We start from the raw sequence: 12722 nt of genomic DNA on the forward strand, positions 1-12722 counted from the left end.
CTCAGCCACCTCCCCAGCCAACCGCACACGCAACCCGTCCACAAGACGGCCCAGCTTCTCTGCGTCTGCGATCCGTGACAACAACGCTTCATCGGCAAGCCCGAAGGGCGCGGCAGCCCCACACCACCCCGCCACAACACCAACCACCTCGTCAAAGGCAGCCGCGTCAGCAGCGGGAGAAGTGGTGGTCGATTCGTTCATGACCCAAGTCAACCACCAACTACTGACATTCACTCAACATTTAGGGCCCAAATCGGCCCCCACAGAAAAGAATCTCAAGAAACTTTTCGGGGACGCCAATCCGAACCCAAGAATGCGAGCGAACTCAGCCCTCAGAACCAGTCAGACTCGCGAACCTGCCGCATGGCCTCGCGCCGCGTGGGCTTGTCGAGACGGTCGAGGTACAGCAGCCCGTCGAGATGGTCGATCTCGTGCTGCAGCGCCTGCGCCATGACCCCGGTGCCCGACACCTCGACCTCTTCACCCTCGAGGTTGAGCCCGACAGCACGGGCATACGGGTACCGAAGCGTCTTGAACCAGAGGTACGGCACCGAGAGACACCCCTCGTCGACCAGTTCTGGCTCGCCCGACAGCTCGACGATGCGAGGATTCAGCAGGTAGCCCATCTCGCCGTCGACGTTGTAGCTGAAGGCGCGCAGGTTCACCCCGATTTGAGCAGCCGCCACCCCGGCGCGGCCCGGGAGCCGCACCGAGTCGAGCAGGTCATCCACCAGCCCCCGCACTCTGTCATCTATTTCGCCGATGGGGTCTGAAACGGTCTTGAGCACGGGGTCACCGAAAGTGCGGATCTCGCGGACTGTCACGGGGGTGGTTCTCCTTATTCGACCACGACCAGAAGGTCGCCGGCCTCAACCTGCTGCGTGTGCGGAATGGCCAGACGCTTCACAACTCCCCCAACAGGGGTGGTGATGGCCGCCTCCATTTTCATAGCTTCGATGGTGGCGATGGCGTCTCCGGCCGCTACAACCGTACCCTCTTCGACCTTGAGGGTGACGACGCCGGAGAAGGGCGCGGCGACGTGGCCCTGGCGAGCGGGGTCGGCCTTCTCGGCTTGCGTGATGGTGACTTTGACGCTCTGGTCGCGAACCGAAACAGGGCGGAGTTGGCCGTTGAGAATGGCCATGACGGTGCGCATGCCTCTTTCGTCGACCTCGCCGATGGCTTCGAGCCCGACGAAGAGTCGCACACCTTTCGAGATCTCGACGACGTGCTCGCCGCCCTGCTGGAGGCCGTACAGGTAGTCGGCCGTGTCGACCACGGAGAGGTCGCCGTATTCTTCACGCTGCTGCTCGAAAGTGGCGGTGGGGCCGGGGAAGAGCAAGCGGTTGAGGGTCTGCCGGCGTTCGGCTGAGCTGCCGGCGAGCAAGGCCTGGTCGGCGTCGCTGACCGGGGTGACACCGATGTTGACCGTCTTGCCCTGCAGCACCTTGGTTCTGAACGGCTCTGGCCAGCCTCCGGGCAGGTCGCCGAGTTCGCCGGCCATGAAGCCGATCACCGAGTCGGGGATGTCGTAGTTCTGGGGGTTCTCGGCGAAGTCGGCGGGGTCTGCGCCGACAGCCGCGAGGTGCAGGGCCAGATCACCGACGACTTTCGACGAGGGGGTGACCTTCGGAATGCGCCCGAGAATCTCGTTGGCCGCCGAGTACAGGTCTTCGATCTGCTCGAAGTGGTCGGCGAGGCCGAGCGCTTTGGCCTGCTGGCGCAGGTTCGACAGCTGGCCGCCGGGAATCTCGTGCTTGTAGACGCGGCCGGTGGGTCCGGGCAGGCCCGATTCGAAGGGGTGGTAGAGCTCGCGCACGGCCTCCCAATAGGGCTCGAGGTCTGAGACGGCCTGCAGCGAGATGCCGGTGTCGCGCTCGGTGTGAGCGAGCGCGGCGACGAGCGCGGAGGCTGAGGGCTGGCTGGTGGTGCCGGCCATGGGCGCGCTGGCCACGTCGACGGCGTCAGCTCCGGCGCGCGAGGCGGCGAGCAGGGTTGCGAGCTGGCCACCCGCAGTGTCGTGCGTGTGCACGTGCACGGGCAGGTCGAAGTTCTCGCGAAAGGCGGTGACCAGTTTCTCTGCGGCGAAGGGTCGCAGCAGGCCGGCCATGTCTTTGATCGCCAGAATATGGGCTCCGGATGCCACGATCTCTTCTGCGAGGTGCAGGTAGTAGTCGAGCGTGTACAGGTTCTCTGCCGGGTCGAGCAGGTCGCCGGTGTAGCACACGGCGACTTCAGCGAGAGTGGAGCCGGTGTTGAGCACGGCCTCAATGGCAGGCCGCATCTGGTTCACATCGTTGAGCGCGTCGAAGATACGGAAGATGTCGACGCCCGACGAGGCCGCCTCGGCCACGAAGGCGTCGGTGACGGCGGTGGGGTATGGCGTGTAGCCGACCGTGTTGCGGCCGCGGAGCAGCATCTGCAAGTTGACGTTGGGCAGGGCTTCGCGGAGCGTCACGAGCCGCTCCCACGGGTCTTCGCCGAGAAAGCGCAGTGCGACGTCGTACGTCGCCCCACCCCAGGCTTCGACCGAGAGCAGCTCGGGTGTCATGCGGGCGACGTACGGCGCCACGGCCAACAGGTCTTTGGTGCGAACCCTGGTGGCGAGCAGCGACTGGTGGGCATCCCGAAACGTGGTCTCGGTGACGGCCAGCGCGGTCTGTGCTCGCAGGTCGGCGGCGAAGGCCACGGGCCCGAGGGCCAACAGTTTCTGGCGCGAGCCCGGGGGCGCGGGCTGCGTGAGGTCGATCTTCGGCAGTTTGGCGGCCGGCTCGACGGTACCAACGCGCTTGCCGTTCGGCTGGTTCACGGTGACATCGGCCAGCCAGTTGACGATCTTCGTGCCGCGGTCTTTCGACACATGGGTCGAGAACAGCTGGGGGCGTTCGTCGATGAACGAGGTGCTGAGGTCGCCTGCGGCGAAGGCCGGGTCTTCGAGCACGGCTTGCAGAAAGGGAATATTCGTCGAAACGCCGCGAATACGAAACTCGGCCAGGGCCCGCTTCGAGCGGCGCACGGCCGAGGCGAAGTCGCGTCCGCGGCAGGTGAGCTTGACGAGCATCGAGTCGAAGTGCGGGCTGATCTGGGCTCCGGATGCGACGGTACCGCCATCGAGGCGAATGCCCGAGCCGCCCGGTGAGCGGTAGGTGGTGATCTTGCCGGTGTCTGGCCTGAACCCGGCGTTCGGATCTTCTGTCGTGATGCGGCACTGCAGGGCTGCGCCGTGCAGCACGATCGTCTCTTGCGTGAGCCCGAGGTCGGTGAGCGAGGCACCAGAGGCGATGAGCATCTGCGATTGAACGAGGTCGACGTCGGTGACCTCCTCAGTCACGGTGTGCTCGACCTGGATGCGCGGGTTCATCTCGATGAAGACGTGTTTGCCTTTGCCCTCCCCCACGGTGTCGACGAGAAACTCGACGGTGCCGGCGTTGACGTAGCCGATCGACTGGGCGAACTTGATGGCGTCGGCGTGCAGCGCGTCGCGCAGTTCGTCGCTGATATTCGGCGCCGGGGCGATCTCGACGACCTTCTGGTTGCGGCGCTGTACAGAGCAGTCGCGCTCGAACAGGTGCAGGGTGTGGCCGTGGGTGTCGGCGAGAATCTGCACTTCGATGTGGCGGGGTCGCAGCACCGCCTGCTCGAGAAACATGGTGGGGTCGCCGAACGCACTGTCAGCCTCGCGCATGGCGGCTTCGAGCGCCTCCTGCAGGTCGTCAGCCGTTTCGACGCGGCGCATTCCGCGACCGCCGCCGCCGGCGACAGCCTTGGCGAAGAGCGGGAACCCGATACCAGCGGCACCGGCCAGTAGCACGTCGACGTCTTTCGACGCCGGGGTCGAGCGCAGAACCGGCACGCCTGCCGCAATGGCATGCTCTTTGGCCGTGACCTTGTTACCGGCCATCTCGAGCACGCTCGTGGGCGGCCCGATGAAGGTGATGCCGGCCTCGGCGGCAGCGGCGGCGAGTTCGGGGTTCTCGCTCAAGAACCCGTAGCCGGGGTAGATCGCGTCGGCGCCGCTCTCTTTCGCGACACGAATGATTTCGCTCACGTCGAGATAGGCCCGCACCGGATGCCCGATCTCACCGATCTGGTAGGCCTCATCTGCTTTGAGGCGGTGCATCGAGTTGCGGTCTTCGTACGGAAACACGGCCACGGTCTTCGCGCCGAGTTCATATGCGGCGCGAAACGCCCTGATGGCGATTTCACCCCGGTTTGCAACCAATATCTTCGCGAACATTGAGACCTTCCGGGGCAGTGCGGCATCCATGCGGCATACAGGAGACAGTTAGGTTCTCCCAGCCTACTGAAGGTAACGTAGACGATTGTGCATGTACTCAGCGTTAGCTCACTCAAGGGCGGTGTCGGTAAGACAACCGTCACGCTCGGCTTGGCTTCGGCGGCCTTCGCGAAAGGCCTGCGCACCCTCGTTGTCGACCTCGACCCGCAGTCTGACGTCTCGACCGGGATGGACATCAACGTGGCGGGCCACCTCAACGTGGCCGACGTGCTGGCGTCGCCGAAGGAGAAGATCGTTCGCGCGGCCATCGCACCCAGCGGCTGGACCAAAGACCGCGGCGGCACAATCGACGTGCTCATCGGTTCGCCGTCTGCCCTCAACTTCGACGGGCCGCACCCCTCCATTCGCGACATCTGGAAGCTGGAAGAAGCCCTCGCCACCGTTGAGAGCGACTACGACCTGGTACTGATCGACTGTGCTCCCTCGCTCAACGCTCTCACGCGCACGGCGTGGGCAGCCAGCGACCGCGTGGCCGTGGTCACTGAGCCCGGGCTGTTCTCGGTTGCCGCAGCCGACCGCGCCCTCCGTGCCATAGAAGAGATTCGTCGTGGGCTGTCGCCGCGGCTGCAGCCGCTCGGCATCATCGTGAACCGCGTGCGTTCGCAGTCGCTCGAGCACCAGTTTCGTATCAAAGAGCTGCGCGACATGTTCGGGCCGCTCGTGCTGTCTCCGCAGCTCCCCGAGCGCACGTCGCTGCAGCAGGCGCAGGGTGCCGCCAAGCCGTTGCACGTGTGGCCAGGCGAGGGCGCGCAGGAGATGGCGCGCAACTTCGATCTGCTGCTCGAGCGTGTGATGCGCACCGGGCGACTCGGCGAGTACGCCGGTGCAGCCTCGACGGCGAACTAGTACTCCCAGAACCTCCACTCAGACAGAAAAGCCCGGGCCTCATCGGCTCGGGCTTTTGTCTTGCCTGAAGAGTACTTCTGGGTCAGGCGATGCGCGAAGCGCGACGGGCGGCCAGCTCGTCCATCGGGTCGGCCACATCGGTGCCGAGCTCGACGAGGCTCGACTCGACCTCGCGCAGAACCTTGCCCACGGCGATACCGAAGACGCCCTGGCCGCGGCTGACGAGGTCGATGACCTCGTCATTCGACGTGCAGAGGTACACACTCGCACCATCGCTCATGAGCGTGGTCTGGGCGAGATCGGTGACACCCGACTCGCGCAGCTGCTCGATGGCGGTGCGAATCTGCTGCAGCGAGATGCCGGTGTCGAGAAGTCGCTTCACGAGCTTCAGAACGAGGATGTCGCGAAAACCGTAGAGCCGTTGTGAACCCGAGCCGGCAGCGCCGCGAACAGTGGGTTCGACGAGGCTGGTGCGAGCCCAGTAGTCGAGCTGGCGATAGGTGATTCCAGCGGCACGGGCGGCAACCGCACCGCGATACCCCGCCGCGTCGTCGAGCTCGGGCAGACCGTCGGTGAAGAGCAGGCCCTGGTCGTAGCGAGCTTGCTCGCCGTGGACACGCTCAGTCATCGGTTTTGCCTTTCGTTGTGCTTCACTCACGCTATCGAGGTCGGTTGCCACGAGCAACGACATTCGCATAAGTGCCCCCGGCGTGTCGCAGAACGTGCGGTGCCGCACCCCACTTTACGGCCAGTTGGGCACCGCAGCGGGCAGGTCAGGGAGCGAGTTTGCCGAGCGCCGAGCGAATGAGACTGGTTCGCACCACTTCGAGCTGCGCGGCGATCTCGGATGCCCGCTCTGCGAGTTGCGCACGACTCGAGACCTTGTTGCGGCGGCTCTCCGGCATCAGGGCGCTCTCGATGAGCCCCACCTCCCGCTCGGCTGCGGCGCGAAATCCGCGCAGGTGCCGCGGCTCGATGGCCACCTTCTGCAGGTCGACCAGGGCTTTCAGCACAGCGAGTGTCTCTTCGCCGTAGGTCTCACTCGCAGCGATCAGCGAGGCGCTGACGGCGTCGTTCAACAGCGTGGGGCTCGCGCCCGACTCCCGCAGCACGTCGTCGCGGGAGTACCGCCTGGCCCCGTTCAGCATCGACGGCACCGTTGCCATCGTGGTTCCGGGAACGGCGGGGTTCAGCCCGGCATCCACCTCGAACAGGTACTGCTTGATGACGTTCAGCGGCAGGTAGCAGTCGCGCTGCATGGCGAGGATCAGCCGCAGCCGCTCGACGTCGCCCTGTGAGAACTTTCGGTAACCCGATTGGGTTCGAGCAGGGCTCACCAGCCCCCGTTCTTCGAGAAAACGGAGCTTCGAGGGGCTGATGTCGGTGAACTCGGGGCTGAGCAGCGCCAAGACCTGGCCGATGCTGAGCATGGGCGCAGACGCGACGGGTGTGACACCCGAGACGCTCGAACGCGGCCGGGCAGAAGCCGCTGCCACTAGCTGGGCGCGTTCGCCGCCACGTCACGACGTGAGGGGTAGAAGGTGAGCCTGAACTTGCCGACCTGAATCTCTGACCCGTCGCTCAGCAGGGCGTCGTCGACGCGCACCCCGTCGAAGTACGTGCCGTTCAGCGAGTGCAGGTCGCGAACGATGAACGTGGTGCCCGAACGTGAGAACTCGGCGTGCCGACGCGAAACCGTCACATCGTCGAGCAGAATGTCGGCGTCGGGGTGCCGGCCAACCGTGCTGGTGAGCTTGTCGAGCAGAAACCGAGCCCCGGCATTGGGGCCGCGGCGCACGATCAGCAGGGCAGAGCCCGAGGGCAGAGCCGCAATGGCATCGAGCTCCTCAGTGGTGACGCCACCTTCGAGAGCTGCCATCTGGGCGGCAAATTCGCCGGTGAGATTGAGTGTCGTGTCGGTCGCATCGCTTCGGTGCTGCGTCATGCGTTCTGAACCGGTGTCGCTGGGCATATTCAACCTCCTTACCTTTTCTCAAGCGTAGCCGATAGCCCCTGTACGAACACTGCCGAGATCAGAAGTCGCCCATCGGTTCACCGCCACGAGGCCAGCGAATAGCCGACGAATGGCCGCATCGAATCTTCGCCTCTCGACTAACGTCGAACGGTGACCTTCGATCGTTATGGCCAAGACGCCCTCGCCGACTTCTCCCGCCGCCCGGTTCGCACCCAGGTCGCCACGCAGGAGGCGACGTTCGACCTCGTTGTCGAAGACATCGCCAGCGACTTCTGCGGCTCTGTCACCGCGGTCGAAGGCAAGATGGTTCAGCTCGAAGACCGGCACGGCCGGCGGCGCATGTTTCCGCTCGGCGGGGGTTTTCTGTTCGAGGGCACCCCGGTCATCCTCGTCGCTCCTCTTACAGCCAAGCGCCCGGGTACGGCTCGCACGGCCTCGGGTTCGGTGAAGGCTTCGGATGCCCGTGCCCGCGTCGCCCGCGCCAGTCGCATCTTCGTCGAGGGGCGACACGATGCCGAGCTGGTCGAGAAGGTCTGGGGCGACGACCTGCGCGCCGAGGGCGTCGTCGTCGAGTACCTGGAAGGCGTCGACCACCTCGACGCGGTGCTCACCGAGTTCGCACCGACGCCCAGACGCCGGGTGGGCGTACTGGTCGACCACCTTGTTGCGGGCTCGAAAGAGAGCCGAATCGCTGAGCAGGTGATGCGGGGCAGGTTCGAGGGCGGGGTGCTCATTGTGGGGCATCCGTACATCGATGTCTGGCAGTCGGTGAAGCCTGGGCGACTCTCGATCGAGAAGTGGCCCGTTGTTCCGCGCTCGATCGAGTGGAAGCATGGCATCTGCGAAGCGTTCGGCTGGCCGCACGAAGATCAGGCCGACATCGCCGCCGCCTGGCAACGCATTCTGGGCCGCGTGCGCAGCTATACCGACCTCGAACCCGAGCTGCTCGGCCGGGTGGAACAGCTGATCGACTTCGTCACCGCGGAGCCTCTGCCGACATCGGGTGCGGCGGCCGGTCGATAATGGTGAACATGTTCGAACCCGCTCTTCTGGTACTGCACTCCCCCGCCAAGCCCGCTGCCGGCGCGGCCGACCCTGTGGAGCCCGTCTTCACCCAGCACGACACCGCCGCACCGGTGGCGAACGCGCTCGACCTCGGCATCACCCGCGGCGACGGAATATTCGAGACCATCACGGTGATCAACGGCATGCCGCAGGCCCTCGACGCACATCTGAAACGGTTCGCGCGGTCGGCGCGCATGCTCGAGCTGCCCGAACCCGATGCGGCGGCATGGAAGCACACGCTGCTCGCGGCGATCGACAGCCGCGAACTGGTGCCCGAAGCCTTCGTCAAACTGCTGTACTCGCGCGGTGTCGAGGGCTCGGGCCAGCCGACCGGATGGGTGTGGCTGGCCGAGAGCGGCGACTTCACGAAGGCTCGAACCGAGGGCATCCGTGTGGTGCTACTCGACCGCGGGTACGCGAGCACGGTCGAGCAGACGTCGCCATGGTTGCTGCAGGGCGCGAAGACACTCTCGTACGCGGTCAACCGCGCCGCGCTCCGCGAGGCCGAGCGACGGGGCGCCGACGATGTGATCTTCGTCAGCAGCGACGGCTATCTGCTCGAGGGCCCCACGTCGACGGTTGTACTGAAGCTCGACGACCGGTTCGTCACGCCGCGCACCACCCTGGGCATCCTGCCCGGTACGACGCAGGAGAGCATCTTCGAGATCGCCCGGGTGAATGGTTTCGAGACAGCCTACGAGGTGCTGACCCCCGCAGACCTACGGCGGGCCGATGCGGCGTGGCTGGTGTCGAGCGTGCGAAACGCTGCGCCCGTGAATGCGGTCGACGGGGCACCTCGCGCCATCGACGCCGAGCTCACCGAGGCCATCAACGCCGGGCTCGCGTCACGCACGGTATGAGCGCGGCCTGAACAACGAACGAGTGGCAGCACCCGTCGAAACGGGGCTGCCACTCGAATGGTGCACTGCAACCGGGGAGGCCCGGGCAGAATCCGCGGGTTACGCGGCGGGGCCTGCCATCAGCGTGACACTGACGCTCTGGCTCGCACCTGACGCGTCGGTATACGTGATCTTCACCGTGTCGCCCGGGTTGTACGAGGCGAGCGTGCTGGTCAGAGCGGTTCCGCTGGCGATCGAGGTACCGTCGACAGCCGTGATGGTGTCGCCCGCGACGAGGCCTGCGGTTGCGGCAGGAGTGCCGTCGATGACGCCGGCCACGACCGCGCCGGCTACCGTGCTGGTGCCCGTGCTGCCGCCGCCGGTCGAACCGCGTGAGCTGCCGCCGAGGCCCGAGCTGCTGGAGTCAGTGCCGACCTCGATGCCGAGGAACGCCGGGTAGCCGAGACTGACGTTCGTGTTCTCCTGGCCCGAGTCGATCTGCTTCGCGATACCGATCGCCGTGCTGATGGGGATGGCGAACCCGGTCACGTTCGCCGTTCCGCTCGAGGCAGCCGTGTCGATGCCGATCACTTCGCCCTGCGCGTCGTAAAGAGGGCCGCCCGAGTCGCCGGCCTGAATGTCGGCGGCGATCTGAATCATGCCGCTCAGCGTCTCGCCCGCCGAGCTGCCCTCGGCCTGGGTGGTGACCGACTGGTTCACCGCGGTGACGGTGCCGGCCGCGGCCGACAGCGAGCCGGTGCCCCCGGCGTTGCCGACACCGGTGACCGCGTCACCCGCTGCGACGGTGCCTGAGGTGTCGAGCTTTGCGGTGGTGAGACCGGATGCCCCGTCAAGCTTCAGCACCGCGACATCGTCTTTGACATCGGTACCCACCACGGTTGCCGTGTAGGTCTTGCCCGTCGTGGCGATGGTCACACTGATGCTCGTGGCACCTTCGACGACGTGATTGTTGGTGAGGATCTCGCCGTCGGCGGTCAGGATGATGCCGGTTCCGGCCGCTTCGGCGTTCTGGTAGGCGAGTTTGGTGTCGATCAACACGACTCCGGCGCCCTGCGCCTCGGTGGCCGCCGTTGCCGCTGTTGTCGATGAGCCGGTGCTGGTCGATCCACCGCCGGTGTTGCCGCTGCCGGTCGATCCGCTGCCGGTCGAACCGCCGCGGCCGTTGCGGTAGCCGGGAACGGTGGTGGTGCCCGACGACGAACCGCCGCCGATGCTGCTGCCGCCGCCGAGTGAGCTCGACGAGCCGGTGCTGGTCGACGTCGACGCACCGGCCAGAGCGTGCAGCACGACGGGAACGCCGGTGGCCATGGTGACTCCGACGCTCGTGCAGGCCACGGCGATCGCCGCTGCCGTTGCCCCGAGAATCAAAAAGTTGCGGGGGCGCCACACGCCCCGCTTCGTGACGGGCAGCGCTTCGGGGGCGGGCTGCTCAGGGTCGAACTGCTGGTCGGACTGCGGGGTGGTCATGGCTTCCTCTCGGCGCCCCAACTGGGCTAGAACCAGATAAGCCCCCGAACTTATGGAGAAGCTATGAACCGGAATCGGGTTAGCTGGGAGTGGCCGGTGGGAGTGCTGAGAAGCATCCGAAGCTCAACGCACGCTGAGGGTTCGCCACAAAGCGACGTCTGGGTTCTTTCGGTTGATCGATCAGCCCCGGCGGTTAAGATTGGGGCAGGGCAGACCACAGCCCACCCCTGTCGACGTATCGAAGCCACGAGGAGCACCATGACTGACGATTCGACCACACGACCGCACGACGAGGCCGAAGACGGCACCCCCGGCGAAGGTGCGTTCGCGGGGCCCGTATACGCTGGGCCGGTGTCGGCTTCGACGCACCTGTCGGCGAGCACGGGCACCGGAGTGTCAGCCTCTGATGCCGACCAGGCCCAGGGGGCTCCGGAGGCCCTGCCTCCGAGCTCCGCCCGGTCAGAGACCGGGTACGTGCTCACGCGGCGCGACCGCACCGCCATCACTTTCGTCGACTGGGCCGTGAAGCTCGGCACACCCGAATTCCAGGCGCACTACCGCCCGGTCACCGACGAGCTCTTCACTCACCACTTCATCGACCCCACCGCGAAGCCGGCCTTCGTGCCGCCGGCACTCGTCAGCGTGCAGCAACTCGACGCCGACAGCGACCCGCTGGAGATCATCCGGTCGCACGTCGCACTGGTGGTCGATGACCGTGAGGCTCGTGACAAGGCCCGCATCGAGACCACGGCCCAGTTCGAAGAGAGCCAGCGGGTGCTCAGCGAGCTGCGCGCCTATGTGGCCGGCCTCGAAGGCGACCTGGCCGAAACCACCGACAAACTTCAGGCAGCCGACCAGCAGGTCGCCGTGCTCACCGGCCGCCTCGAAACGGAGATCTCGGGGCTGCACTCGCGACACGCGGCTGAACTGGCCGACACGGCCGCTGCCCACGAATCGACGCTCGCCGAACTCACCGCAGAGCGAGACACCTCGGTCAACGAACTGGCTGCCCAACGCGACCAGGCGATTGCCGAGCTCACCGCAGAACGCGATGCAGAGGTGGGCGCGCTTCGCGGCCAGCTCGAGACCGACAGCACAGCTCAGCGCGGCGAGCACGAAGCCGACATCGCGCGACTGCTCGGCGAGCACACGGCAGCAGTGGGCGCTCTCGTGGCCGGCCACCAGAGCGCAGTCGACGAGGCCGATGCGCGGCACGCCGAGGCGGTGGCAGAGCTCGAGACGGCTCACGCCGAACAGATCGCCGACCTGCAGCAGCAGCTCGCGGCATCCGTTACCCTCGTCGAAACCACCACGGCCCAGCTGAAAGAGGCCAGACTCTCGACCGGCTCGCTCACGGCCCAGCGCGACCGGGCCATCGCCGAGGGCTCCGAATGGCGCAACCGGCTGCAGCAGACGGTCGCTGCCCTCGCCACGACCATCGACGTCGGCGAATGGTCGATCGACAGCTCACCGGATGCCCGGCTCATCGAATTCGTCGAGCAGTCGCAGCTCGCCCTCACAAGCGGGCTGGAGTCGGCGCGGTCGACCCTCGATGAGATCGAAGAGGTTGCCACCTCGCAGCTCGTCGACGAGTCAGAGACCAGCGACTATGCCATTGGCGCGAACGACGCGGCCGTGCTCATCCTGAACGCGCTGTACGGCGGGGCTCCCGACGAGGGTGAAGAGGTCGACGGTGAGGCAACCGCTGGTGGTGACAGCGGTTCGGCTGACGCCGCCGGCACCACGGCGGCCAGCGGCGAAGGCGGTCGCGGTTCGGTGAGCGACGGCGTTGGCATCGGAGGCAGTGACGGCACCAGCCCGGGCAACGGCAGCGCTGCTGCAGTCGATGGTGACGACGACGCGGCCGCCCGAGGCGCCGACACCGTCGTCGTCACGACGGTGATGGCCGGCGGCGTGAACGGGCCGCGCGACGGGTACCGCTCCGGCGCACGCCCAGATGGTGTCTCCTCTGTCATCCGTCGCCGCAGCACAGACGACCTCGACGGGCTCGAAGCAATCGAGTCGGCCCTCGCCGACGACGACGCGGTGACGCTCGCTGAGATCGAGGAATCCGATGCCGAGTTCGAGGCCGGGCTCGGGGGCGAGGTCGACGTGGAGTTCGAGAACGAACCCGACCGCGCGGCCGGGCGCGGCAACCGCGGCGCAGACACCGGGGCGGCGGCCGAGGCTCGCCGGGCATCCTGAACCGGGT

The 12722-nt window shown here is 66.5% G+C and carries 11 protein-coding genes; 4 read left to right on the forward strand and 7 right to left on the reverse strand.

The genetic code is table 11. From position 1 onward, the window contains the following. The 3 genes from D4765_RS19765 to D4765_RS14900 all read right to left on the reverse strand — a co-directional run. Positions 1–201: hypothetical protein (locus D4765_RS19765; RefSeq protein WP_237280470.1), on the reverse strand; the 201-nt coding region annotated here is incomplete at its 3' end. Between the two features lie 131 nt (positions 202–332). Continuing rightward, complete coding sequence (def, locus tag D4765_RS14895) at positions 333–824, reverse strand: peptide deformylase (protein ID WP_136643098.1); 492 nt, start codon at positions 822–824, stop codon at positions 333–335. 14 nt (positions 825–838) lie between these two features. Next, positions 839–4237, reverse strand: a complete 3399-nt coding sequence (locus tag D4765_RS14900) for a pyruvate carboxylase (RefSeq protein WP_136643100.1) — start codon at positions 4235–4237, stop codon at positions 839–841. Between the two features lie 87 nt (positions 4238–4324). On the opposite strand from D4765_RS14900, the gene D4765_RS14905 reads away from it, so the two are divergent. Beyond that, positions 4325–5143, forward strand: a complete 819-nt coding sequence (locus D4765_RS14905; protein WP_136643101.1) for a ParA family protein — start codon at positions 4325–4327, stop codon at positions 5141–5143. Between the two features lie 82 nt (positions 5144–5225). Here D4765_RS14905 and D4765_RS14910 read toward each other — a convergent pair whose 3' ends face one another. The 3 genes from D4765_RS14910 to D4765_RS14920 all read right to left on the reverse strand — a co-directional run bounded on the left by D4765_RS14910 (position 5226) and on the right by D4765_RS14920 (position 7115). Beyond that, on the reverse strand, positions 5226–5771 hold the full coding sequence (locus tag D4765_RS14910) for a MerR family transcriptional regulator (RefSeq protein ID WP_136643102.1): 546 nt from the start codon (positions 5769–5771) through the stop codon (positions 5226–5228). A gap of 145 nt (positions 5772–5916) precedes the next feature. Further along, positions 5917–6639 carry a transcriptional regulator FtsR gene (gene ftsR, locus D4765_RS14915; protein ID WP_420824539.1) on the reverse strand — a complete coding sequence of 241 codons (723 nt, stop codon included), beginning with the start codon at positions 6637–6639 and terminating at the stop codon, positions 5917–5919. Next, a complete protein-coding gene (locus D4765_RS14920) occupies positions 6639–7115 on the reverse strand; it encodes an FHA domain-containing protein (RefSeq protein ID WP_237280471.1) in 477 nt (158 codons plus the stop codon). The genes ftsR and D4765_RS14920 overlap by 1 nt, the downstream gene beginning before the upstream one ends. Positions 7116–7268: 153 nt before the next feature. On the opposite strand from D4765_RS14920, the gene D4765_RS14925 reads away from it, so the two are divergent. Then, positions 7269–8141, forward strand: coding sequence for a DUF3097 domain-containing protein (locus tag D4765_RS14925; protein ID WP_136643104.1), 873 nt, complete (start codon positions 7269–7271; stop codon positions 8139–8141). Positions 8142–8149: 8 nt separating this feature from the next. Continuing rightward, a complete protein-coding gene (locus D4765_RS14930; protein WP_136643106.1) occupies positions 8150–9043 on the forward strand; it encodes an aminodeoxychorismate lyase in 894 nt (297 codons plus the stop codon). A 99-nt stretch (positions 9044–9142) separates the two neighbouring features. Here D4765_RS14930 and D4765_RS14935 read toward each other — a convergent pair whose 3' ends face one another. After that, positions 9143–10510 carry a S1C family serine protease gene (locus D4765_RS14935; protein WP_136643108.1) on the reverse strand — a complete coding sequence of 456 codons (1368 nt, stop codon included), beginning with the start codon at positions 10508–10510 and terminating at the stop codon, positions 9143–9145. 258 nt (positions 10511–10768) lie between these two features. On the opposite strand from D4765_RS14935, the gene D4765_RS14940 reads away from it, so the two are divergent. Continuing rightward, complete coding sequence (locus D4765_RS14940; RefSeq protein ID WP_136643110.1) at positions 10769–12715, forward strand: coiled-coil domain-containing protein; 1947 nt, start codon at positions 10769–10771, stop codon at positions 12713–12715. The last annotated feature ends 7 nt before the right edge of the window (positions 12716–12722 follow it).

Source organism: Subtercola vilae, from assembly GCF_004923255.1.
Taxonomy (GTDB): Bacteria; Actinomycetota; Actinomycetes; order Actinomycetales; family Microbacteriaceae; genus Subtercola; species Subtercola vilae.

Coding starts and splice junctions, on each gene's coding strand:
- D4765_RS14900 (WP_136643100.1), bottom strand. CDS start 4,237: ATGTTCGCGAAGATATTGGTTGCAAACCGGGGTGAAATCGCCATCAGG.
- D4765_RS14910 (WP_136643102.1), bottom strand. CDS start 5,771: ATGACTGAGCGTGTCCACGGCGAGCAAGCTCGCTACGACCAGGGCCTG.
- D4765_RS14920 (WP_237280471.1), bottom strand. CDS start 7,115: ATGCCCAGCGACACCGGTTCAGAACGCATGACGCAGCACCGAAGCGAT.
- D4765_RS14930 (WP_136643106.1), top strand. CDS start 8,150: ATGTTCGAACCCGCTCTTCTGGTACTGCACTCCCCCGCCAAGCCCGCT.
- D4765_RS14935 (WP_136643108.1), bottom strand. CDS start 10,510: ATGACCACCCCGCAGTCCGACCAGCAGTTCGACCCTGAGCAGCCCGCC.
- D4765_RS14940 (WP_136643110.1), top strand. CDS start 10,769: ATGACTGACGATTCGACCACACGACCGCACGACGAGGCCGAAGACGGC.